21 protein-coding genes are annotated in these 22,396 nt (G+C 65.7%); 8 read left to right on the forward strand and 13 right to left on the reverse strand.

Annotation, left to right across the window (positions count from 1 at the left end):
* The first annotated feature begins 48 nt into the window (after positions 1 to 48).
* The 8 genes from chvE (at position 49) to AC1DXS_RS00770 (ending at position 10,409) form a co-directional block, all read left to right on the forward strand.
* Positions 49 to 1,119: a multiple monosaccharide ABC transporter substrate-binding protein gene (chvE, locus tag AC1DXS_RS00735; RefSeq protein ID WP_477735684.1), complete on the forward strand. Its 1,071-nt coding sequence runs from the start codon at positions 49 to 51 to the stop codon at positions 1,117 to 1,119.
* A 128-nt stretch (positions 1,120 to 1,247) separates the two neighbouring features.
* Entirely contained in the window at positions 1,248 to 2,753 is a 1,506-nt protein-coding gene (mmsA, locus tag AC1DXS_RS00740) for a multiple monosaccharide ABC transporter ATP-binding protein (RefSeq protein WP_477735804.1), read from the forward strand.
* A 3-nt stretch (positions 2,754 to 2,756) separates the two neighbouring features.
* On the forward strand, positions 2,757 to 3,977 hold the full coding sequence (gene mmsB, locus AC1DXS_RS00745; protein WP_477735685.1) for a multiple monosaccharide ABC transporter permease: 1,221 nt from the start codon (positions 2,757 to 2,759) through the stop codon (positions 3,975 to 3,977).
* A gap of 55 nt (positions 3,978 to 4,032) precedes the next feature.
* Complete coding sequence (locus tag AC1DXS_RS00750; RefSeq protein WP_477735686.1) at positions 4,033 to 5,559, forward strand: sugar ABC transporter ATP-binding protein; 1,527 nt, start codon at positions 4,033 to 4,035, stop codon at positions 5,557 to 5,559.
* Entirely contained in the window at positions 5,552 to 6,622 is a 1,071-nt protein-coding gene (locus AC1DXS_RS00755; protein ID WP_477735687.1) for an ABC transporter permease, read from the forward strand. Before AC1DXS_RS00750 ends, AC1DXS_RS00755 begins: the two co-directional genes overlap by 8 nt.
* The gene (yjfF, locus tag AC1DXS_RS00760; RefSeq protein WP_477735688.1) at positions 6,619 to 7,650 is read left to right on the forward strand and encodes a galactofuranose ABC transporter, permease protein YjfF; all 1,032 of its coding nucleotides are present in this window, start codon (positions 6,619 to 6,621) and stop codon (positions 7,648 to 7,650) included. Before AC1DXS_RS00755 ends, yjfF begins: the two co-directional genes overlap by 4 nt.
* 39 nt (positions 7,651 to 7,689) lie before the next feature.
* A complete protein-coding gene (locus AC1DXS_RS00765; protein ID WP_477735689.1) occupies positions 7,690 to 9,426 on the forward strand; it encodes an IlvD/Edd family dehydratase in 1,737 nt (578 codons plus the stop codon).
* Positions 9,427 to 9,479: 53 nt separating this feature from the next.
* Positions 9,480 to 10,409, forward strand: coding sequence for a dihydrodipicolinate synthase family protein (locus AC1DXS_RS00770; protein ID WP_477735690.1), 930 nt, complete (start codon positions 9,480 to 9,482; stop codon positions 10,407 to 10,409).
* 12 nt (positions 10,410 to 10,421) lie between these two features.
* Here the strand turns inward: AC1DXS_RS00770 and AC1DXS_RS00775 are convergent, their stop codons facing one another.
* The 13 genes from AC1DXS_RS00775 to AC1DXS_RS00835 form a co-directional block, all read right to left on the reverse strand.
* Entirely contained in the window at positions 10,422 to 11,162 is a 741-nt protein-coding gene (locus tag AC1DXS_RS00775) for a GntR family transcriptional regulator (protein WP_477735691.1), read from the reverse strand.
* Positions 11,163 to 11,171: 9 nt separating this feature from the next.
* A complete protein-coding gene (locus AC1DXS_RS00780) occupies positions 11,172 to 11,858 on the reverse strand; it encodes a cysteine hydrolase family protein (protein ID WP_477735692.1) in 687 nt (228 codons plus the stop codon).
* Positions 11,859 to 11,884: 26 nt separating this feature from the next.
* Positions 11,885 to 13,492 carry an ABC transporter ATP-binding protein gene (locus tag AC1DXS_RS00785; protein WP_477735693.1) on the reverse strand — a complete coding sequence of 536 codons (1,608 nt, stop codon included), beginning with the start codon at positions 13,490 to 13,492 and terminating at the stop codon, positions 11,885 to 11,887.
* 79 nt (positions 13,493 to 13,571) lie between these two features.
* Positions 13,572 to 14,261: a biuret amidohydrolase gene (gene biuH / locus AC1DXS_RS00790; protein ID WP_477735694.1), complete on the reverse strand. Its 690-nt coding sequence runs from the start codon at positions 14,259 to 14,261 to the stop codon at positions 13,572 to 13,574.
* Positions 14,262 to 14,271: 10 nt separating this feature from the next.
* Entirely contained in the window at positions 14,272 to 15,192 is a 921-nt protein-coding gene (locus AC1DXS_RS00795) for an ABC transporter permease (RefSeq protein ID WP_477735695.1), read from the reverse strand.
* Between the two features lie 97 nt (positions 15,193 to 15,289).
* A complete protein-coding gene (locus AC1DXS_RS00800; RefSeq protein WP_477735696.1) occupies positions 15,290 to 16,372 on the reverse strand; it encodes an ABC transporter permease in 1,083 nt (360 codons plus the stop codon).
* A gap of 12 nt (positions 16,373 to 16,384) precedes the next feature.
* Positions 16,385 to 17,506, reverse strand: a complete 1,122-nt coding sequence (locus AC1DXS_RS00805) for a BMP family ABC transporter substrate-binding protein (RefSeq protein WP_477735697.1) — start codon at positions 17,504 to 17,506, stop codon at positions 16,385 to 16,387.
* Positions 17,507 to 17,547: 41 nt separating this feature from the next.
* On the reverse strand, positions 17,548 to 17,934 hold the full coding sequence (gene hpxZ / locus AC1DXS_RS00810) for an oxalurate catabolism protein HpxZ (RefSeq protein WP_477735698.1): 387 nt from the start codon (positions 17,932 to 17,934) through the stop codon (positions 17,548 to 17,550).
* A complete protein-coding gene (locus tag AC1DXS_RS00815) occupies positions 17,931 to 19,310 on the reverse strand; it encodes an AtzE family amidohydrolase (RefSeq protein WP_477735699.1) in 1,380 nt (459 codons plus the stop codon). The genes hpxZ and AC1DXS_RS00815 overlap by 4 nt, the downstream gene beginning before the upstream one ends.
* Positions 19,307 to 19,516, reverse strand: a complete 210-nt coding sequence (locus AC1DXS_RS00820; protein WP_477735700.1) for an AtzG-like protein — start codon at positions 19,514 to 19,516, stop codon at positions 19,307 to 19,309. The genes AC1DXS_RS00815 and AC1DXS_RS00820 overlap by 4 nt, the downstream gene beginning before the upstream one ends.
* Positions 19,517 to 20,338: an ABC transporter ATP-binding protein gene (locus AC1DXS_RS00825; protein WP_457282331.1), complete on the reverse strand. Its 822-nt coding sequence runs from the start codon at positions 20,336 to 20,338 to the stop codon at positions 19,517 to 19,519. It lies immediately after the preceding gene.
* A gap of 151 nt (positions 20,339 to 20,489) precedes the next feature.
* Positions 20,490 to 21,329 (reverse strand): ABC transporter permease, encoded by an 840-nt coding sequence (locus AC1DXS_RS00830; protein WP_477735701.1) that lies wholly within the window; start codon positions 21,327 to 21,329, stop codon positions 20,490 to 20,492.
* A gap of 5 nt (positions 21,330 to 21,334) precedes the next feature.
* Complete coding sequence (locus AC1DXS_RS00835; protein ID WP_477735702.1) at positions 21,335 to 22,354, reverse strand: ABC transporter substrate-binding protein; 1,020 nt, start codon at positions 22,352 to 22,354, stop codon at positions 21,335 to 21,337.
* Positions 22,355 to 22,396: the final 42 nt, after the last annotated feature.

Genomic DNA, 22,396 nt, shown 5'->3' on the forward strand with positions numbered 1-22,396 from the left:
GATACTCGAAACTGAAAAATCATTCACAACACTCAAGGAGACAATTTCATGAAGCGTAATTTTCTGAAGACTTTGCTGGCCGGCCTCGTCATGGGCGCCTTCGGTATCGCACCGCTCGCGCATGCGCAGGACAAGGGCAGCATCGGCATCTCGATGCCGACGAAGTCCTCCGCCCGCTGGATCGCCGACGGCGACAACATGGTCAAGGTGCTCAAGGAGCGCGGCTACAAGACCGATCTGCAATACGCCGAAGACGACATTCCGAACCAGCTGGCCCAGATCGAAAACATGATCACCAAGGGCGTGAAGGTCCTGGTGATCGCTTCCATCGACGGCACCACTTTGTCCAAGGCCCTGCAAAACGCGGCCGACAAAGGCATCAAGGTCATTGCCTACGACCGCCTGATCAAGGGCTCGAAGAATGTGGACTACTACGCCACCTTCGACAACTTCCAGGTCGGCGTGCTGCAGGCCACGACCATCGTCGACAAGCTGGGCCTCAAGCAAGGCAAGGGCCCCTTCAACATTGAACTTTTTGGTGGTTCGCCCGACGACAATAATGCTTTCTTCTTCTATGACGGCGCCATGAGCGTGCTCAAGCCCTACATCGACAGCGGCAAGCTGGTGGTGCGCAGCAAGCAGATGGGCATGAACAAGGTCGGCACCCTGCGCTGGGACGGCGCGGTGGCGCAGGCGCGCATGGACAACCTGCTGTCGGCCTACTACGGCAAGGACAAGGTCCACGCCGTGCTGTCGCCGTATGACGGCCTGTCCATCGGCATCCTGTCTTCCCTCAAAGGTGTGGGCTACTGCACCGCGCAGCAACCCTGCCCGGTGGTGAGCGGCCAGGACGCGGAAATCGCCTCGGTCAAGTCCATCCTGAAGGGCGAGCAGTACTCGACCATCTTCAAGGACACGCGTGAGCTGGCCAAGGTCACCGCCAACATGGTGGACGCCATGCTGTCCGGCAAACAGCCCGAGATCAACGACACCAAGACCTACAACAACGGCGTGAAAGTGGTGCCCGCCTATCTGCTCAAGCCGGTTGCCGTCGATGCCTCCAACTGGGAAAAAATCCTGATTGGCAGCGGTTACTACAAGGAATCGCAGATCAAGTAATACGCGACTGCATGAGCAGCACGCGTTGAACCGGGCAGTCCCCGCGCCGCAAGGCGCGGGGACTGCCGGCGATAAAAGGTGGCAATCACCTTTGCATCTAAGGACAGGCATTGGAAACGATTCTCGAGATGCGCGACATCCGCAAAACCTTTCCCGGGGTTGTCGCGCTGGACAAAGTCAACCTGCGCGTGCGCGCGGGCGAAATCCACGCGATCGTCGGTGAAAACGGTGCCGGAAAATCGACACTCATGAAGGTGCTCTCCGGGGTGTACCCGCACGGCTCCTACAGCGGCGACATCGTCTATGAAGGTCAGGAGCGCCGCTTTCTCGGCATCCACGACAGCGAGCAGATGGGCGTCATCATCATCCACCAGGAGCTGGCGCTGGTTCCCTTGCTGTCCATCGCCGAGAACATCTTCCTCGGCAACGAGACCGCGCAGCGCGGCGTGATCGACTGGATGGAGGCGCACAGCAAGACCCAGGCCTTGCTGAAAAAAGTGGGCCTCAAGGAGTCCCCCGCCACGCTGATCACCGACATCGGCGTGGGCAAGCAACAGCTGGTGGAAATCGCCAAGGCCCTGTCCAGGCAGGTCAAGCTGCTCATCCTGGATGAGCCCACCGCCAGCCTCAACGAAAGCGACAGCCAGGCATTGCTGGACCTGCTTCTGGAGCTCAAGGGCCAAGGCATCACCTGCATCCTCATATCGCACAAACTCAACGAAATCTCGCGTGTGGCGGATGCGATCACCATCCTGCGCGACGGCAGCACCGTGGAAACCCTGGACTGCCGCGCCGAGGCTATCAGCGAAGACCGTGTCATTCGCGGCATGGTGGGCCGCGAGATGGCCGATCGCTACCCTCCGCGCCAGCCGGACATCGGCGAGACCGTTTTTGAAGTGCGCGACTGGAACGTCTACCACCCGCTGCACACGGACAGGCAGTTCATCAAGGGCGTGAACCTGAAGGTGCGGCGCGGCGAGATCGTCGGCATTGCCGGGCTGATGGGCGCGGGGCGCACCGAGCTGGCCATGAGCATCTTCGGCCGGTCCTGGGGCCGCCGCATCAGCGGAGAGGTTTTGCTGAACGGCCGGCCTGCCGACGTGGGCACGGTGGAGAAGGCGGTTCGCCACGGCCTGGCCTACGTCACCGAAGACCGCAAAGGCAACGGACTGATATTGAACGAAGACATCCAGTTCAACATGTCGCTGGCCAACCTCAACGGTGTTTCGAACGCCGCCGTGATTGACAGCGGCCGTGAATACCAGGTCGCGCAAAGCTACCGGGAAAAGCTGCGCATCCGCTGCTCCAGCGTCGGCCAGAAAACCCTCAACCTTTCCGGCGGCAACCAGCAAAAAGTGGTGCTCGGAAAGTGGCTGTTCACCAGCCCCGAAGTCCTTATCCTTGACGAGCCCACGCGCGGCATCGACGTGGGCGCCAAGTACGAGATTTACACCCTGATGGCGCAGCTTGCGGCCGAGGGGAAATGCATCATCGTCATCTCCTCGGAAATGCCCGAACTGCTGGGCATGACGGACCGCATCTACGTGATGAACGAGGGCCGCTTCATCGCCGAGATGCCCACGGCCGAAGCCTCCCAGGAAAAGATCATGCGCGCGATCATGAAAGCAAGCTGAAAAATGAACAACGAGTCTTCCCAAGCCACCGCGCCCGCGGTTAAAAAAGCCGCGACGGCCAGCGACAAGTCACCGCTCGACTACCTGAAGCACAACTTCCGCGAGTACGGCATGCTGATCACGCTGGTGGCCATCATGGCCTTCTTCCAGTACATGACCGAGGGCACGCTCATGCAGCCCCTCAACCTCACCAACCTGGTGCTGCAAAACAGCTATATCGTCATCATGGCGCTGGGCATGCTGATGGTGATCGTGGCCGGGCACATCGACCTGTCGGTGGGCTCGGTGTGCGGCTTCATCGGTGCGCTGGCCGCCGTGCTGATGGTGCAGTACGACTGGCACTTCGTGCCCGCTTCGCTGCTGTGCCTGGCCTGCGGCGCGCTGATAGGCGCGGTCCAGGGGTGGTTTGTCGCCTTCTTCCGCATTCCTTCCTTCATCGTCACGCTGGCGGGCATGCTGGTGTTCAAGGGCCTGGCGCTGGCCCTGCTGCAAGGCCAGTCGGTCGGCCCTTTCCCCGATTCATTCCAGATGCTCAGCTCGGGCTTCATGCCCGACCCGCTGAGCAGCGAAGGCCTGCGCCTGAGCTCGCTGCTGCTGGGCGTGGTGCTTGCGGCCGTGCTTGCCGTGGCCGGCATCCGCGCGCGGGCCAAGCAGCTCCGGCACGGCATCCAGGCCGAGCCGGCCGCGATTTTCTTTGTCAAGACGGCGGCGTTCTCCGCGCTTCTGGTCTATTTCAGCTACCTGTTGTCCTCCTACAGAGGGCTGCCCAATGTGCTGATCGTGATGGCCGCGCTGATTTTCCTGTTCCACTTCGTCACGAGCCGCACCACCATCGGGCGGCGCGTCTATGCGCTGGGCGGCAACGAAAAAGCCGCCAAACTCTCGGGCATCAAGACCGAACGCCTGGCCTTCTACACCTTTGTGAACATGGGCGTGCTGGCGGCGCTGGCGGGCCTGGTGTTTGCCGCGCGCCTGAACACCGCCACACCCAAGGCCGGCCTCGGCTTTGAGCTCGATGTCATCGCCGCCTGCTTCATCGGCGGGGCTTCGGCTTCCGGCGGCGTCGGCAAGGTCATGGGCGCGGTGATAGGCGCGTTCGTGATGGGTGTGATGAACAACGGCATGTCCATCCTCGGCATCGGCATCGACTACCAGCAGGTCATCAAAGGCGTTGTGCTGCTGGCCGCGGTGTTTGTCGACGTCTACAACAAGAACAAGGCATGAACCTTCCGGCCGTTTCAGGGGCGAGTAACGCAGCGCGCAGCGCGAAGGTTGCCTTATGACCACGGCCGGCACCGTTCCCGTCCTTGAGCTTGAGGGCATCCACAAGCAGTTCTCCGGCACCTATGCGCTGCGCGACGTGCGCCTGCGCCTTTACCCCGGGGAGATCCATGCCTTGATGGGGCAAAACGGCGCCGGCAAATCCACGCTCATCAAAGTGTTGACCGGGGTGCTGGAGGCCAGCGGAGGCCAGATGCGCCTGGACGGCGAACTCGTATGGCCCGACTCCCCCCTGGCCGCGCAACGGCTGGGCATCAGCACGGTCTACCAGGAAGTCAATCTTTGCCCCAACCTTTCCGTCGCGGAAAACATCTTCGCGGGCCGTTATCCGCGGCGTGGTGCCGCGCAGGGATACCGCATCGACTGGGCCGCGTTGAACCGCCGTGCGCATGAGCTGGTCGCGCGCATCGGCCTGGACATCGACGTCACGCGCCTTTTGTCCAGCTATCCGGTCGCGGTGCAGCAACTGGTGGCCATCGCGCGCGCGCTCAGCATCGAATCCAAGGTGCTGATCCTCGATGAGCCGACCTCCAGCCTTGACGATGACGAGGTGCAAAAACTCTTTGAGGTGCTGCGCCGCCTGCGTGACGATGGGCTGGCTATTGTTTTTGTCACCCACTTCCTGAACCAGGTCTACGCGGTGTCGGACCGCATCACCGTGCTGCGCAACGGCACCTGGGTGGGCGAGTGGCGCGCCGCCGAGCTCGGCCCCCAGGCCCTGATCACGGCCATGCTGGGCCGGGAACTGGCTGCGCAGTCCGCGGGGGCCACGGCGTCGCCGGCATTCGACGAGGCGGTGCCCGCGCTGTTGCAAGCCGAAGGCCTGGGCCAGGCGGGCCAGCTGCAAGCCGTGGACCTGCGCGTGCGCGCCGGAGAGGTTGTGGGCCTGGCGGGGCTGCTGGGCTCGGGTCGCACGGAACTGGCGCGCCTGCTGTTCGGCCTGGAGACGCCGGACCGCGGCGTGCTCAAGATCGATGGCCAAACGGTCGCCTTCTCCAATCCCGCCGATGCGATCCGGCACGGCCTGGCCCTGTGCCCCGAGGAGCGCAAGACCGATGGCATCGTGGCCGAACTGTCGGTCCGCGAGAACATTGCGCTGGCGCTGCAGGCCCGCATGGGCATGCGCCGCTTTCTGTCGCGCGCCGAACAGGCCGCGTTGGCCGAACGCTTTGTCCAGGCCATGGGCATCAAGACCACGAGTGTGGACACACCGATAGGCCTGCTGTCGGGCGGCAACCAGCAAAAGGCCATGATCGCGCGCTGGCTCGCCACCGAGCCGCGCCTGCTGATCCTGGACGAGCCCACACGCGGCATCGACGTGGCCGCCAAGCAGGAAATCATGGAGCAGATCATGCGCCTGGCCCAGGCCGGCATGGCCGTGGTCTTCATCTCTTCTGAAATGAGCGAGGTGGTGCGGGTTGCGCACCGCATCGTGGTGCTGCGCGACCGCCGCAAGGTGGGCGAGCTTCCGGCCGGCAGCAGCGAAGAGACCGTTTACGAACTGATAGCGGCTGAACATGCCTGAAGCTGAAGTGAAACCCTCTCGAGGACCCCTGCAGGCGCTGGCCGCGACCATGCAGCATCGCCTGGCGTGGCCGCTGGTCACGCTGCTTCTCCTGCTGGCTGTCAACACGGCCTTCAATACCAGCTTCCTGCATATCGAGTGGCGTGACGGCCACCTGTACGGCAGCCTGGTTGACATCCTCAACCGCGCCGCGCCGCTGGTGCTGGTGTCGCTGGGCATGACGATGGTGATCGCTACGCGCGGCATCGACATCTCCGTGGGCGCCGTGGTGGCCATCGCGGCCGCCGTGGCCGCGTGGATGATTGGCGGGTCGGTGTCGGCAAGCGTGAGCCGCTTCCCCATGCCGCTGGCGATCCTCGCGGCGCTGGCCATCGCGCTGCTGTGCGGCCTGTGGAACGGATTGCTGGTCGCCAGGGTGGGCATGCAGCCCATCATCGCCACGCTGATCCTCATGGTGGCCGGCCGCGGCATCGCGCAGCTCATCACCGGCGGGCAGATCATCACCATTTATTACGCGCCGTTCTTCTTTTTGGGCAGCGGCTACCTGCTGGGCCTGCCTTTCTCGCTCTTCATCGCGGCAGTGGTGTTTGCCCTGCTGTACCTGGCGGTGACCCGCACCGCCCTCGGGCTGTTCATCCAGGCGGTGGGCATCAATCCGACCGCGGCGCGCGTCGCCGGTGTGCAAAGCCGGCGCCTGGTTGTCGCGGCCTACGCCTTCTGCGGCGTGTGCGCGGGCATTGCGGGCTTGCTGATCAGCTCCAACGTCAAAAGCGCCGACGGTAACAACGCCGGGCAGTTGCTGGAGCTGGACGCGATCCTGGCCGTCACCCTGGGCGGCACCGCACTCACCGGCGGCCGTTTCAGCCTGGTGGGCAGCGTGATCGGTGCGCTGATCATCCAGACCCTGACCTATGCCATTTACTCGCTGGGCGTTCCGCCCGAGATCAACCTGGTGGTCAAGGCCGTGGTGGTGTTTGCCGTGATGCTGCTGCAGTCGCCCGAGTTCCGGGTTGAAGTCGCCATCCTGATGCGGCGGCCGGCCGCGCGGGGGATGCAGCCATGAGCGAGGTGCTTGCCAAGCCCGTCGTCGTCACCGCGCCCCGGCCAGCGGCGGCGGCGCCCAGCGCCCGCTTCAACCCGAAATACCTGCCGCTGGCGGCCACCATCTCGCTCTTTGTGGCCATGGCGGCCATGGGCTCGGTGCTCTACAGCGGATTTTTCTCGGCGCAGGTTTTTCTCAACCTGCTGATCGACAACGCCTTCCTGATCATCATCGCCGTGGGCATGACTTTCGTCATTCTCTCGGGCGGCATCGACCTGTCCGTCGGCTCCGTGGTGGCGCTCACCACCATGGTGTCGGCCGCGCTGGTGGAGCACCACGGCTGGAGCCCGGGGGCGGTGATTCCGCTGGTGCTGCTCATGGGCACGGTTTTTGGTGCCTTCATGGGCTTCCTGATCGAGCGCTTTCGCCTGCAGCCCTTCATCGTCACGCTGGCCGGCATGTTCCTCGCGCGCGGCCTGTGCTACCTGATCAGCGTGGACTCCATCAGCATCACCAACGAGTTTTACTCGGAGGTCTCGCAGCTGCGCATCCCCTTGTGGGAAGACGCCTCGCTGTCCATCAGCGCGGTGATCGCCATCGTGGTGCTGCTCGCCGCGGTGTTCATCGCGCACTGCACGCCCTTTGGCCGCACCGTCTATGCCGTCGGCGGCAACGAGCAATCGGCCTTGCTGATGGGCTTGCCGGTGCGCCGCACGCTGGTGGGGGTGTACACGTTGTCGGGATTCTGCTCGGCGCTGGCGGGCGTGGTCTTCACCTTCTACATGCTCTCGGGTTACGGCCTGCACGCCACCGGCATGGAGCTTGACGCCATCGCCGCAGTGGTGATTGGCGGCACGCTGCTCACCGGCGGCGTGGGCTATGTGGCCGGCACCCTGTTCGGCGTGTTGATGCTCGGAATCATCCAGACCCTGATTTCCTTTGACGGCAGCCTGAGCTCGTGGTGGACGCGCATCGTCGTCGGCGTGCTGCTGTTTGTGTTTTGCCTGCTGCAGCGCCTGCTGACGAACCGCAAGGCCCGCTCTTCCTGAACGGCCCTGAACTTTCACAATTTATCGACAGACCTACCCATGACAAACCCCAAACGAAAGTTACGCTCCAGCGAATGGTTCGGCTCGGCCGACAAAAACGGCTTCATGTACCGCAGCTGGATGAAGAACCAGGGCATTCCCGACCACGAGTTCGACGGACGCCCCATCATCGGCATCTGCAATACCTGGTCGGAGCTCACGCCCTGCAACGCCCATTTCCGCAAAATCGCCGAGCATGTGAAACGCGGCATCTCCGAGGCCGGCGGCTTCCCGGTGGAGTTCCCGGTGTTCTCCAACGGCGAATCCAACCTGCGGCCCACGGCCATGCTCACGCGCAACCTGGCCAGCATGGATGTGGAAGAAGCCATTCGCGGCAACCCGATTGATGCCGTGGTGCTGCTCACCGGCTGCGACAAGACCACGCCGGCCTTGCTGATGGGCGCCGCCAGCTGCGACATCCCGGCCATCGTGGTGACCGGCGGGCCCATGCTCAACGGCAAGCTGGAGGGCAAGAACATCGGCTCCGGCACGGCCGTGTGGCAACTGCACGAGTCGCTCAAAGCCGGCGAAATCCAGCTGCACCAGTTCCTGGCGGCCGAGGGCGGCATGTCGCGCTCCGCCGGCACCTGCAACACCATGGGCACGGCCTCCACCATGGCCTGCATGGCCGAAGCGCTGGGCACTTCCCTGCCGCACAACGCGGCGATTCCCGCGGTGGATGCGCGGCGTTATGTGCTGGCGCAGATGTCGGGCGCGCGCGCCGTCGAGATGGCGCGCGAAGGCCTGACGCTGTCGAAAATCCTCACGCGCGAAGCGTTTGAAAATGCAATCCGTGTCAACGCCGCGATTGGCGGCTCCACCAATGCGGTGATTCACCTCAAGGCCATCGCGGGCCGCATCGGCGTGCAGCTGGACCTGGAAGACTGGACGCGCATCGGCCGCAACACGCCCACCCTCGTCGACCTGCAGCCTTCAGGCCGCTTCCTGATGGAGGAGTTTTACTACGCCGGCGGCCTGCCCGCCGTGCTGCGCCGCCTGGGCGAAAACGGCCTGCTGCCGCATCCGGGTGCGCTTACCGTCAACGGCAGTTCGATCTGGGACAACGTGCGCGAGGCCCCGCAGTACAACGACGAGGTGATCCGTCCGCTGGACAACCCCTTGATCGCCGACGGCGGCATCTGCATCCTGCGCGGCAACCTGGCGCCGCGCGGCGCGGTGCTCAAGCCTTCCGCCGCCTCGCCCGAGCTGCTCAAACACCGCGGCCGTGCCGTGGTGTTTGAAAACCTCGAACACTACAAGGAACGCATCGTCGATGAGAACCTCGACATCGACGCGAGCTGCGTGATGGTCATGAAGAATTGCGGCCCCAAGGGTTACCCCGGCATGGCCGAGGTCGGCAACATGGGCCTGCCGCCCAAGCTGCTGCGACAAGGCGTCAAGGACATGGTGCGGATTTCCGACGCACGCATGAGCGGCACCGCCTACGGCACCGTGGTGCTGCATGTGGCGCCCGAGGCCGCAGCGGGCGGGCCGCTGGCCGCCGTGCGAGACGGGGACTGGATCGAGCTCGATTGCGATGCCGGCCGCCTGCACCTGGACATCAGCGACGCGGAGCTGGCAGAGCGCCTGGCCGGGCTTGACGGCAAAGCCGCAACAGGCATGCGCGGCGGCTACCAGCGCCTTTATGTCGACCATGTTCTGCAAGCGGACGATGGTTGCGACTTCGATTTTCTCGTCGGCTGCCGCGGCTCCGAAGTTCCCCGCCACTCCCACTGACACAACTGAAACCGCTGGAGCACCCAGCCCTGAGCACCCAACCGGATCCCGCCATGATCATGTCCCGCCAGCCGCGCTACCGCGGCATCTTCCCCGTTGTTCCCACCACCTTCACCGAAACCGGCGAGCTTGATCTGCAAAGCCAGAAGCGCTGCGTTGATTTCATGATCGACGCCGGCTCCGACGGCATCTGCATCCTCGCCAACTTCTCGGAGCAGTTCGTGCTGTCGGACGAGGAACGCGAAATCCTCACCCGCACCATCCTCGAGCACGTGGCCGGGCGTGTGCCCGTGATCGTGACCACCACCCACTACGGCACGAAGATCTGCGCCGAGCGAAGCCGCCGCGCGCAGGAGATGGGCGCGGCCATGCTGATGATCATGCCGCCGTACCACGGCGCCACTTTTCGCGTGAGCGAGCCGCAGATCTATGAGTTTTATGCCCGGGTGTCGGATGCGGTGGACATCCCCATCATGATCCAGGACGCGCCCGCCAGCGGCACCGTGCTGTCCGCCTGCTTCCTGGCGCGCATGGCCCGCGAGATCGAGCACATCGCCTACTTCAAGATCGAGACGGCGGGCGCGGCGTCCAAGCTGCGCGAGTTGATCCGCCTGGGCGGCGACGCCGTCGAAGGCCCCTGGGATGGCGAAGAGGCCATCACGCTGCTGCCCGACCTCGACGCCGGCGCGACCGGTTCCATGACCGGCGGCGCTTACCCCGACGGCATTCGCCCGATCATCGAAGCCCATCGCGCGGGTGACCACGACAAGGCGTATTCCCTTTACCAGCAGTGGCTGCCGCTGATCAATTATGAAAACCGCCAGGCAGGGCTGCTGGCCGCCAAGACATTGATGAAAGAAGGCGGCGTGATCGCCTGCGAGGCGCCGCGCCATCCATTTCCGGCGATGCACCCGGACACACGCGCCGGGCTATTGGCGACCGCCAGGCGGCTGGACCCGCTGGTGCTGCGCTGGGGCCGATAAGGTACCGCGCTCTCAGCGCGGCGTTCCGGACCCGGTCTGGTGCGCCAGGTGCGCCATGTGAACCTGGTGCAGGGTGATCTTGCGCACCTCGGCCTGGCTGGTTTCGATGTGGGCGCGCAGCAGCATGGCGGCCTGGTCGCCGCGCTTGGCCTGTACCGCCTTGAGAATCTTGGCATGCTCCTCATAGGTCGCATCAATGCGCGGCTGCTTGATGAAGTCGAGCCGGCGAATGATGCGGATGCGGTCCGTCACGTCACGGTGCACGCGGGCCATCTCGGCATTGCCGGCGGCCGCCACCAATGCGCAATGAAAAGCCTCGTCCCACTGGGCCACCTGTACATGGTCGGCGCTGCGCAGCGCCGCCGGTACCAGCCAGATGGCGGTCAACTCATCAAGCAGCGCCGTGTCCACCGCCTGGCTGCCGGCGCACAGGCGCTGCACCGCAGTGGTCTCCAGCACCATGCGCAGATCGTAAAGCTGCTCGAACTTGTCGAAGTCAAAAGGCAGCACGCGCCAGCCGCTGCGAAACAGCACTTCGACAAAACCCTCTTGCTGCAGGCGAAACAGCGCCTGGCGCACCGGTGTGCGCGAAACCCCCAGGCGGTCACTGATTTCGGTTTCGGTGAAACGGTCGCCGGGCACCAGCTTGAACTGGGATACGTCGCGCTTGAGTTCTTCGTACACCTCGTCGGCTCGCGAACGGTGGGTGGGCGGGCCGGCAAGGCTCGCGGGATGGCTGGAGACTGTGTGCATGGCGAAACTCTAGCAGTGTTGGGGCCGTGCCGGCAGTGCCGCCAGCACAGGGAGCAACTCGGCGCTGGTGGCGGTCCAGCCGACAATGGCGCCCTGGGCGCGCATCATCGCCACGGCCGCCGACTTGAAGGAGGGGAAATAGCTTTCGGTGCAGTCTTCCAGCAGCAGGCTGTCGTAACCGCGGTCGTTGGCCTCGCGCATGGAGGTCTGCACGCAGACCTCCGTGGTGACGCCCATGAACAGCAGGTGCGTGATGCCGGCCTGCTGCAGCAGGTTGTGCAGCGGCGTGGCGTAGAACGCGCCCTTGCCGGGCTTGTCCAGAACGATCTCGCCGGGCATCGGCGCAAGCTCGTCGATGATCTGGTTGCCGGGCTCGCCGGTGACGAGGATACGGCCCATCGGACCCACGTCGCCGATGCGCAAGCTCGGGTTGCCGCGGTTGCGCTTGGCCGGCGGGCAGTCGGCGAGGTCGGCGCTGTGGGCTTCGCGCGTGTGCACCACCAAGCCGCCGGCGCGGCGCCAGGCATCGAGCACGCGCTTGCATGCGGGGACGATGGCTGCCAGCAGCGAGACGTCGTTACCCAAAGTCTCGCCGAAGCCGCCGGGTTCGATGAAGTCGCGCTGCATGTCGATGATGACGAGCGCGGCGGATTCGATGTCGAAGTCGAACGCGAAGGGTTGGGCGGCGATCTGCATTGTGGCTCCTGGTCCAGGGATTGCGGTCAAGCCGGCGATGGCATGGCTTCGGTCGCGACATCGGGTTCGTGGTGGCCGCCGCCCATGTGGGCACCCAGAACATGACGCTCGGCATCCGCCGCGAGCGTCTCGAAAACGACGCGGCCTTCGCTCATCACCACGATGCGGTCGGCCAGCTCCAGCAGTTCGTCCAGGTCTTCGCTGATCAGCAGCACGGCGCCGCCCTTGTTGCGCACGCCGCGGATGCGGGTGTGGATTTCCTTGACGGCCGCGAAGTCCAGGCCGAACACGGGGTTGGCCGCGATCAGCACATTGATGTCGCCGTCGAGTTCGCGCGCCAGCACGGCGCGCTGCACGTTGCCGCCCGACAGGCTCTTGATCGGTGCGTTCTCGCCTTGCGTCTTGACGCCATACGCGGCGATCCAATCCCGCGCGCGGCCGCGCCATTGGCCGAAGCGCAGGCGCCCGCCCTGGCACAGCGGCGGCCGGTCGAAGTCGCGCAGCGCCATGTTCTCGGCAACCGACAGATCGCCGACGCAGGCATTGCGCAGCGGCTCTTCAGGCAGGCTGCGCACTTTCAGGCGGTGGTTTTCTTCGCGGTGCGCGGCATACGGCTGGTCGAGTACGGCGACGCTGCCGGACGCGCGGTCGCGCTGGCCGACGAGGGCTTCGACCAGTTCGCGCTGGCCGTTGCCGGAGACACCGGCGATGCCGAGGATTTCACCCGGTGCGACTTGCAGATCGAGATCGCGCACGGCGAGGGTGCCGCGGTCGCCCATGACGTTGAGTTGCGTGACTTGCAGGTGCGGCGGCTCCTCGCCCCGGCCCTTCCCTCGGGGGCGAGAGGCAGGGACGTCCGGCTCTTCGGCGGCGGCCGACGCGTCGCCGACCATCGCTTGCGCCAGCTTGGCCGGATCGGTGAGCGGCACGCTCGTGCGGTGCACGGCCTTGCCCCGGCGCAGCACGGTCACGTCGTCGGCATAGGCCATCACTTCGCGGAACTTATGCGTGATGATGAGCACGGTGCATTGGCCGCTGCGCGCGAACTGGCGCACGTGGCCGAGCACTTCGTCCGCCTCTTGCGGCGTCAGCACCGAAGTCGGCTCGTCGAGGATCAGCAGGCGCGGCTTCAAGTACAGCTGCTTGAGCAATTCGAGTTTCTGCTTCTCGCCGGCGGCGAGCTCCTGCGGACGCGCATCCAGGTTCAGGCGAAACGGCGTGGATGACAGAAACTCTTCCAATTCCGCGCGCTTGCGTTTCCAGTCGATCACGCCCGGCGTCTTGCCGCCGGCAAGCAGCAGGTTCTCGGCGACGGTCATGCCGGGCGCGAGCGTGAAGTGCTGATAGACCATGCCGATGCCAAGCGTGCGCGCGACAACCGGATTGGCGATGTCCTGTTCGCGGCCGTCGGTGACCACGCTGCCTTCTTCCGGGCGATGGAAACCCGCGATGCATTTGACCAGCGTGCTCTTGCCCGCGCCGTTCTCGCCGAGCAGCGCATGCACCGTGCCGGCGCCGACTTTCATGGTCACGTGGTCGAGCGCGGTGAAGGGACCGAAGCGCTTGGTGAGGTCGTAGGTCTCCAACGACATCGCGCCGGTCGGCGCCGGCATAGGATCGACATGCATTGTCATGTGGCCCCCAGGCTTGTCACTCCGTGTACTGCGCTGTCCCCCGAGGGGGCCTTCGCGCCTTGGGGCGGCCCGGCGGTGCTCATACAAGCGCTTCCAGCACGGCGCCGGACGTCGCATGCGCACCGAACACTCCGCCCTGCATCGTGATCATCTTCAGTGCCGCATCGTGGTTGCCCTTGTCGGTCGCGGCCGTGCAGTCCGACAGCAGCAGGCATTCGAAGCCGCGGTCGTTGGCCTCCCGCATGGTCGTGTGCACGCAAACGTCGGTGGTGATGCCGGTGAGGATCAGGTTCTCGATGCCGCGCGTGCGCAGGATCAGCTCAAGATCGGTGGCGCAGAACGAGCCCTTGCCTGGCTTGTCGATCACCGCTTCGCCCGGCAGCGGCGCAAGCTCGGGGATGATTTCCCAGCCGGCCTCGCCGCGCACCAGGATGCGGCCGCACGGACCGTCGTCGCCGATGCCCACGCCGCCGGTGCCGACCTGGCGCGAGCGCCAGCGCTTGTTGGCCGGCAGGTCCGACAGGTCCGGGCGATGGCCTTCGCGCGTGTGGATCAGGTGGTAGCCGCTCTTGCGCATCGCGGCCATGAGCTTCTTGAGCGGCTCGATCGGCGCGCGCGTCATCGAGATGTCGTAGCCCATTTTGTCGACATAGCCGCCGGGGCCGCAGAAGTCGATCTGCATGTCGATTACGACCAGCGCGGTGTTCGCGGGCCGCAGGTCGCCGTTGTACGGCCAGAGATAAGGATGGGCTTGGACGAAACGTTGCATGGCGTGTGCTCTAGCGTGTCGAAGACAACTCGCCCGGACTGCCCGCGACCACGCTGCCGGGACGGCAGGTGATCACCAGGATCAGCAGGGTGAGAACGTAGGGGACGATGTTGAACAGGTGGTAGCCCCAACCAACGCCCACCGACTGCAGTGCCGGGCCGATCGCACCCGCACCGCCGAACAGCAACGCCGCCCAGACGCAGCGGATCGGGCTCCAGCGCGCGAAGATCACCAGCGCCACGGCGATCAGGCCCTGGCCGCTGGAGATGCCTTCGTTCCAGCTGCCGGGATAGAACAGCGTGAGCGACGCGCCGCCCAGGCCGGCGATCATGCCGCCGGCGGCGGTCGCGGCGATGCGGATGCCCGAGACCGAGTAGCCGAGCGCGCGCGTGGCATTGGCCGAATCGCCCGCCATGCGCACAAGCAAGCCGGCGCGCGTGTTCGCGAATGCCCACCACAGTGCGACCGCCAGCGCGACACCGATCGGCACCAGCGCGTTGACTTGCAGTGCCGAGCGCACGGCCGCCGAGTCGCTCCAGTTGCCCAGCGCGATCGCGGGCAGCTGCGGCGCCTGCGGCTGGATCAGCGGCTTGCCGAGATAGAACGCGAGCCCCATGCCCAGCAGCATGAGCGCGATGCCGGTCGCGATGTCGTTGACGCGCGGCAGCGAGCACAGCACGCCGTGCAACGCGGCCAGCAGCGCGCCGGTCGTGGCGCCGGCGAGTACGCCGATCCAGGGCGAGCCGCTCAGATACGACGCGCCGAAGGCCGACATGGCGGAGAGCACCAGCACGCCTTCGAGGCCGAGATTGATGCGGCCGGACTTCTCGGTGATGCATTCGCCCAGACTCACGAAAAGAAACGGTGCGCCGACGCGCAAGGCGCCGCCGACGATGCCGGAGGCGAAGATGAGAATCTGGTCGGCGGTCATCGCTTGTCATCCCGAACCCGATCCGGGATCCATGCCTCGAATGAAGCCGTGAGCCGGCGTAGATGCCGGGCCGAGCCCGGCATGACATGGTGTGTGTTCATGCGACTTTGTCCCCCATCGAGGGTTGCGCAGGGCTGGGTCCGGCGACACGCGCCCACAGCGCTTTCCAATCCATGTCGCGCAGCGCCTCGCTCGCGAGGATCAGCACGAACGCGATGCCTTGCAGCAACAGCACCGACGCATCGGGCAGGCCGAGCCGGCGTTGCAACAAGCTCCCCGCCGCGCCGAAACCGCCGAACAGAATTGCCACCGGAATGACCGCGATCGGATGCTGGCGCGCGATGAAGGCCACCAAAATTCCTGCGTAGCCGTAGCCCGCGATCAGCGAGGCATTCGCGCTGGTGTGCACGGCCGCAACTTCGATCGCGCCTGCCAGGCCCGCGCATGCGCCGCCCAATGCGCAAGCGAACAGGATCAACTTCGACGCCGGCAAGCCGACCAGTTGCGCCGTGCGCGGGTTGCCGCCGACCACGCGCACTGCGAAGCCCGACGGCGTCAGCTTGAGCCACAGGCCCGACGCGATGCACGCCAGCACGCCGACGATCAAGCCCCAATGCACGTCCGAGCCCGAGATGCCGCCGATGCGTATGCCTTCGGCCAGCGCGAAGGTCGACGGCTTGTTCAAGCTGCTCGGGTCGCGCAGCGCGCCCTCGACCAGATGCTTGAAGATACCGATCGCCACGTAGGCGAGCAGCAGGCTGCTGATGGTTTCGTTGATGCCGCGGTATTGCCGCAGCCAGCCCGCCAGCGCGATCCACAGCGCGCCGGCGACCGCGCCCGCGACACAGACCAGAATCGTCCCGGCCATGTTCGCGGGCAACGGAAATGCCTGCGCGAGCCACGCGCAGGCCAAGCCGCCCAGCACCAGCGCGCCCTCGCCGCCGATCACCGTCAGACCCGCGCGCGCCGGGATGGCGACGCACAGGGCCGTGAGCATCAAGGGCGCCGCGCGTTGCAGCGTGTTCTGCCACGAATACCAGTCGCCGAACGCGCCCTTGAACAGCAGCAGCCAGACTTCCACCGGACTCACGCCGGCGAACCAGACGACCACGCCGAAGATCAGCAGCGCCGCCGCGATGGCCGCGGTGGGCAGGAGGATGTTGGCGAAGTTGTTGCGCATGGTGCGGCGAAACTAGATCGAGCCGTTGACCCCCTCGACCAGATAGTTCATCTTCTCCAGCTCGATGTCGGTCTGCTTGAACGCCTTGCCGCCCGCGATGACTTCCTTGCCCTTGTTGTCTTTGAGCGGGCCCTTGAAGATGTCGAACTTGCCGGCCATCATCTGCGCCTTCACGCCGTCGGCCGCCTTCTTGGCCGCATCCGTCACGGCGGGGCCGTAGGCGGACATCTTCACGTAGCCGTCCTTCAGGCCGCCGCGGATGAAGTTGGGGTGCGGCTTGCCGCTGCGCGCCGCTTCCAGGAAGGTGGTGTAGGCGGTGAGCCAGTTCCACTCCGCGCCTGTAAGGTACGCCTGCGGCGCCAGCTTGGCCTGGCTCGCGTGGTAGCCGCAGACCATCTTGCCGCGCTTGGCCGCCGTCTCCACGATCACCTTGGGTCCGTCGACGTGCATGGTGAACACGTCCACGCCCTGGTCGGCCATGCTGTTGGTGGCCTCGGCTTCCTTGACCGGCATCGACCAGTCGCCGGTGAAGATCACGTTGGTGGTGATGCCCGGCTTGACGGAGCGCGCGCCCATGGCGAAGGCGTTGATGTTGCGCAGCACCTGCGGGATCGGCTTGGCGGCGATGAAGCCGATCTTGCCGCTCTTGCTCATGTGGCCCGCGACGACGCCGTTCAAGAACTGGCACTCGTCGATGTAGCCGAAGTAGCTGGCGGTGTTCTTCGGGTGCTTGCCCTCGGTCCACATGCCGCCGCAATGCGCGAAGCGCGCGTCGGGGAATTTCGCGGCCACGGCCAGCATGTGAGGGTCGAAGTAGCCGAATGAGGTCGGGAATACCAGCGACGCGCCGTCCTGCGCGATCATGCCGGTCATGGTTTTTTGCACGGCCGCGGTCTCGGGCACGTTTTCTTCTTCCACCACCTTGATGCCGGGCATCTTCTTGAGCTCGGCCGCCGCCTGCGCCTGGGCCTGGTTGTAGCCGTAGTCGTCGCGCGGGCCGACGTAGATCACGCCGACGGTGATCGGCTTCTGCGCGAACGCGAGTTCGCTGAACGATCCGAGCGTGCCGGCGGCGCTGAGCGCTGCCAGGGCCTTGAGTGAATCGCGGCGGTTGGGATGGTGCTGGTTGCTCATGGTGGACTCTCTCTCCGGTGGTTAAGTGGTTCAAGCAGGATTCATGCAAGCAGGCTGACGTGCGCGGCGACGACGCGCCAGCCGTCAGGCGTTCGCATCCAGGTCTGGCTTTGCCGGCCGGGCCGGACGCCGCCCGCGCGCTGGAATTCGAGGTTGGAAGTCGCGAAGTCACGGCCGTAGGTGGTGACGACATGGCGCGACACTGCGCGCGCGAGGCCCTGCGCGGGGCGCGCGGCCCGGAACGCCTGGATCGCCGCGTAGCCGTACAGGTTCTCGGTCGCGCCGTAACGCAGCGTGTGCGCGCTGTTCCAGAACAGCGCGTCGAGCACGGCAACGTCGTTGCCCACCAGCGCGTCTTCGTAGAGCGCGCAGACGGCCTCGACTTCGGCCATGACCTCGGGAAGATTGATCTGCGTGCCGTCGATCACAGCGATGGCTCCTTCAGGTGCGCGATGCCCTGCTGCTCCAGCACCAGCGCCGCGCGCAGGGCCAGGCCCTCGCGCCACGGCGCCGCGATCAGCTGCACGCCCAGCGGCAGGCCGGCGCCTGCCTGCGGCCACAGCGGCGCGGCGACCACGGGACAGCCGGCGAAGGAGACCGGCTGCGTAAGCAGGCCCATCGAGGGCCGGCAGGGCATGCGCTGCCCATTGATCTCCAGCCACTCGGTGCCGATGGCCGGCGCGCACACCGGCGTGGCGGGCGCGACCAGCACGTCCCAATCCTGGAACAGCGCATTGACGCGCTCGCGGTAGACGCGGCGAAAGCGCTGCGCGCGCACATACCAGGCCGCGGGCTGCAAAGCGCCCGAGATGAAGCGGTCGACCGAGAGCGGCTCGAAATCGTCGGCGCGCGTGCGCAGGTCGTCCAGATGCAGCGCGCCGCCTTCGCTCGCGCTCACGATGAAGGCCGCCGCCCGCGCCGGCGCGGGATGCGGCCATTCCACAAGCTCGACCACGCCCAGCGCCTTGGCGGCCGTGTTCGCCGCCTCGCGTGCGGCCGGACCGGCGTTCTGCATGAAGTAGCCGCCAAGCATGCCGATGCGCAGGCCGTCGATGCCGCGCCCGAGCTCGGGCACGGCCGGCTGAACGGCAAGCGCATGGCAGCCGGGATCGAGCACGTCGGGGTATTGCAGCGCATCGTAGGCCAGCGCCAGGTGCGCCACCGAATCGGCGAATGGTCCCAGGTGGTCGATGCTATGCACGAAGGGATAGCTGCCGCGCCGCGATAGCCGCCCGAATGTCGGCTTCAAGCCCCACACGCCGCACAGCGACGACGGCACGCGGATCGAGCCGTTGGTGTCCGACCCCAGCGCGAGCGGCACCTGCCGCGCCGCCACCGCCGCGCCCGAGCCGCCGGAGGAGCCGCCCGCGATGCGCGCCAGGTCGTGCGGATTGCGGCTGGGGCCGTAGTGCGTGTTCTCGGTGGTGAAGCCGTAGGCGTATTCGTCCATGTTCAGGCCGCCGACCAGCACCGCGCCGGCCGCCTGCATGCGCCGCACCAGCACCGCATCGGCCTTGGCCGGCGCGTGGCCGGCGTTGATCTTCGAGCCCGCCAGCGTGGGCACGCCTTCCACGTCGAACAGGTTCTTCACCGCGTAGGGCATGCCCGCGAGCCGCGGCAGCGGCTCGCCGCGCGCCCGCATCGCGTCGATGAGGGCGGCTTCGCGTCGGGCGCGTTCGCGGCCGATGTGCGTGAAGGCGTTGACGCGTGCGTCGGTGTCCTCGATGCGCGCGAGGCAGCTCTCCAGCACCTCGGCCGCACTGCGCTCGCCGCGCGCGATGGATCGCAGCAGATCGGCCGTCACGGCTGCGCCTCATCCGGGAACGGCGCCGGGCAATACACCTGCGCCGGCTCCGCATCCACGTCCATCGCCACGCCCTGCAGCAGCGCCGCCATGTCGGCCGTGCGCCCCATGTGCTCGGCCACGCGCTGCGCGCGCGCATCGTCCACGGGGATGCGCAGCATCGCGGCCGCGGCCTTGACGTAGGCGAGGACGTCGGCTTCTTCCATCTAGCGCCTCACCTCGCGCTGGAAGATTTCCAGGCTCAATTTCTTGGTGCTGATGAAGCTGGCCTCTGACAGCGTTTCCACCGTGCGTGGTCGTGCATCGCCATACGGCAAAATTTCGGCCACACGCGTAGGCCGCTTGGTCAGCAGCAACACCTGGTCGGCCAGGTACACCGCTTCTTCCAGGTCGTGCGAGACCAACAGCATGGTGGTGCCGGTCTGCATGAAGACTTCCTGCAGCTTTTCGCGGATGAACAGCGTCATCTCGAAGTCCAGGGCCGAGAATGGCTCGTCCAGGAACAGCACCTCGGGATTGGGCGCCAGCGCCCGCATGATGGAGGCCGTCTGCTGCTGACCGCCCGAGAGTTCATAGGGGTAGCGGTTCAGGTCGAACTTCACGTCGAAGGAGGCCACGAGTTCGGCCATGCGCCTGTCGACCTCGGCTTTGGATTTGCCTTCGAGCTTGAGCGGGTAGGCAATGTTGTCGATGGTGCGCATCCACGGGAACATGGCCTCGCGGTAGTTCTGGAAGACGTAGCCGATCTTGGTGTCCTTGAGCGACTTGCCGTCAAACAGAATCTCGCCCGCGTCGATCGGGATCAGGCCGGCAATCATGTTGATCAGCGTACTTTTGCCGCAGCCGTTGGGTCCGAAGACCGAGACGATCTTGTGCTTGGGGATGTCCAGGTTGAAGTCTTCGTACAGCGGCCAACCGGCGAAGTACTTGGTGAGGCCGCGTATGGTGATGTGCGTGCCGGCCGGACCGGGCTGGAACTCGCGCACCGGGACATCGGCGAAGACAGGGGCGTTGATTACAGCGGACATGACGCGCTCCAGCAAGTTTCACAATTGGAGAATAGGCAGGAAGACCTCCCCTTCAAGCAGGGGCCGCGGAACTGGCTTTGCCAGGTCGCAGGCGCAGCGGCCCCCTCGGGGGGCAGAGAGCTACACGCAGTGAGCGAACGTGGGGGCAACATCATCTTCCACTCCAATGCACGATGCGGCGTTCGGCGATGAGGAACAAAATATTCAGTGCATAGCCCAAGGCTCCCGCGGCCAGGATGGACGCGTACATGTCCTTCACGTTCATGACCTGCTGCGAGTTGATGATGCGGTTGCCCAGGCCGGTGTCGGCCCCGATGAACATCTCCGCGACGATCACGATGACCAGCGCCATGGACACCGCCGAACGCAGGCCGACAAAACTCGGCTGCAGGCTTTCCCAGATCAGCACGTCCTTGAACACCTGCCAGCGCGAGGCCCCCATGACCTTGGCCGCCATCACGCGCTGCTTGCGCGCGTTGATCACGCCATAGGCGCTGTTGAACACCACGATCAGCAGTGCGCCGAACGCGGCAATCGCCACCTTGTTGATGTCCGACACGCCGAAAATCATCAGAAACAGCGGGATCAACGCCGAGGACGGCGTGGAGCGGAAGAAGTCGATCAGGAACTCCACGCTGCGGTAGGCTTTTTCATTGCTGCCCAGCAGCACGCCCAGCGGCATGCCGACCGCAGCGGCGATCAGGAAGGCCTGCACCGTGCGCCATACGGTGACCGCGAAGTCCTTGAGCAGCGGCCCACCGGCCAGGCCGCTGAGCAGCGCGCTCAGCGCATCGATAGGAGGCGGCAGCAGGATGGCCTTGATGAAGCCCAGGCGCACCGCGAGGTCCCAAATGATGAAGAGCACCACCGGGCCGATGAAAGGCAAGGCCTTGTCGAGCGCGGGCTTGCGCTGCGCGGTGGCCGCCGGCGCGGTGTTTGGAGGCGTCCAGGGTTTGGCGGGCACTGCCGTCGCAGGGGAAGTGGTACTCATGACGTTCAGCCCTTGTAGAGCATGGAGTCCACCATGAGGCGCGAACTGAAGATGCCTTTTTCGGAGAACAGGTCGAAGAACTTCTGGAAGTGCGCAACGTCGGCCGGGGTGAATTCGTTGTACATGGTGTAGGCGGCCAGCGGCACCTCGCCCGTGAGCGGGCCTTCAATGGCGGTGTAGCCTTTGAGGTACTGGCGCGCCTCAACCGACTTGCTGCGCACGTAGGCCACGCCCTTGCCGTAGGCGGCGACGAACTTCTTCGCTGCGTCGGGGTTTTTCTTGATGAAGTCCGAGGACAGCGAGGCCGAGCCGCCGAACCACGGCGCCATCGGGTCGCCCAGCACGTAGCGCGCGATCACACCGGCTTCGAGCACGCGGGTGCTGCCGTTTATGCGGCCTATGGTGCCGGTGGGCTCCAGCGTGTAGGCGCCGTCGATCTGGCCGGCGGCGAGCGCGGCCACATGCTGGCCGATGGGCAGCTCCACCACGGTCGCGCCGGCGGCGCCGCCGCGTTCCAGCACGGTTTTGGCCAGCGTCACGTTCTGGATGCCGGGGCCGCTGCCGACGCGCTTGCCCTTGAGGTCGGCCATCACCTTGGCAGGACTGGCTGCCGGAACGATCACCTCGTCGAGCACGTTCTTCACATTGCTCGGGTTGGAGCAGAAGATCTTGAAGGTGCCGGGCTGGGCGATTTCGCCGATGGCGATGTTGGCCGAACCGGTGCCATTGGCGGTGCCGTCGGCACGGCCCGAGAGCACCGCCTCCATCACCTGCTGCGCGCCGGCGAACTTCAGCGGCTCGACGTCCAGGCCGGCATCCTTGAAGTAACCCAGTTCGATGGCCGAGTAGAACGGCAGACCGGCGGCGATGGGCCAGTAGCCGATGCGGATTTTCGGTCCGCCCTGCGCGTGCAGGAGGGCGGGCATGCCCAGCATTCCCAGTGCCGCGCCGGCGGCCGTGGTCTTGAGCAGCGTACGGCGTGCCGGGCCGGAAGAGGCGGATAGCGGTTTTGGAACGGGCTTCATGGAATGCTCCTGCGGGTGATGGATAAGCGGTGGATGAATGGG

Source organism: Polaromonas sp. P3_B1, assembly GCF_056402935.1.

Bases quoted from the DNA above. Each gene is read 5' to 3' on its own strand.
- chvE (WP_477735684.1), top strand. From the start codon at position 49: ATGAAGCGTAATTTTCTGAAGACTTTGCTGGCCGGCCTCGTCATGGGC.
- mmsA (WP_477735804.1), top strand. From the start codon at position 1,248: ATGCGCGACATCCGCAAAACCTTTCCCGGGGTTGTCGCGCTGGACAAA.
- mmsB (WP_477735685.1), top strand. From the start codon at position 2,757: ATGAACAACGAGTCTTCCCAAGCCACCGCGCCCGCGGTTAAAAAAGCC.
- AC1DXS_RS00750 (WP_477735686.1), top strand. From the start codon at position 4,033: ATGACCACGGCCGGCACCGTTCCCGTCCTTGAGCTTGAGGGCATCCAC.
- AC1DXS_RS00755 (WP_477735687.1), top strand. From the start codon at position 5,552: ATGCCTGAAGCTGAAGTGAAACCCTCTCGAGGACCCCTGCAGGCGCTG.
- yjfF (WP_477735688.1), top strand. From the start codon at position 6,619: ATGAGCGAGGTGCTTGCCAAGCCCGTCGTCGTCACCGCGCCCCGGCCA.
- AC1DXS_RS00765 (WP_477735689.1), top strand. From the start codon at position 7,690: ATGACAAACCCCAAACGAAAGTTACGCTCCAGCGAATGGTTCGGCTCG.
- AC1DXS_RS00770 (WP_477735690.1), top strand. From the start codon at position 9,480: ATGATCATGTCCCGCCAGCCGCGCTACCGCGGCATCTTCCCCGTTGTT.
- AC1DXS_RS00775 (WP_477735691.1), bottom strand. From the start codon at position 11,162: ATGCACACAGTCTCCAGCCATCCCGCGAGCCTTGCCGGCCCGCCCACC.
- AC1DXS_RS00780 (WP_477735692.1), bottom strand. From the start codon at position 11,858: ATGCAGATCGCCGCCCAACCCTTCGCGTTCGACTTCGACATCGAATCC.
- AC1DXS_RS00785 (WP_477735693.1), bottom strand. From the start codon at position 13,492: ATGACAATGCATGTCGATCCTATGCCGGCGCCGACCGGCGCGATGTCG.
- biuH (WP_477735694.1), bottom strand. From the start codon at position 14,261: ATGCAACGTTTCGTCCAAGCCCATCCTTATCTCTGGCCGTACAACGGC.
- AC1DXS_RS00795 (WP_477735695.1), bottom strand. From the start codon at position 15,192: ATGACCGCCGACCAGATTCTCATCTTCGCCTCCGGCATCGTCGGCGGC.
- AC1DXS_RS00800 (WP_477735696.1), bottom strand. From the start codon at position 16,372: ATGCGCAACAACTTCGCCAACATCCTCCTGCCCACCGCGGCCATCGCG.
- AC1DXS_RS00805 (WP_477735697.1), bottom strand. From the start codon at position 17,506: ATGAGCAACCAGCACCATCCCAACCGCCGCGATTCACTCAAGGCCCTG.
- AC1DXS_RS00820 (WP_477735700.1), bottom strand. From the start codon at position 19,516: ATGGAAGAAGCCGACGTCCTCGCCTACGTCAAGGCCGCGGCCGCGATG.
- AC1DXS_RS00825 (WP_457282331.1), bottom strand. From the start codon at position 20,338: ATGTCCGCTGTAATCAACGCCCCTGTCTTCGCCGATGTCCCGGTGCGC.
- AC1DXS_RS00830 (WP_477735701.1), bottom strand. From the start codon at position 21,329: ATGAGTACCACTTCCCCTGCGACGGCAGTGCCCGCCAAACCCTGGACG.
- AC1DXS_RS00835 (WP_477735702.1), bottom strand. From the start codon at position 22,354: ATGAAGCCCGTTCCAAAACCGCTATCCGCCTCTTCCGGCCCGGCACGC.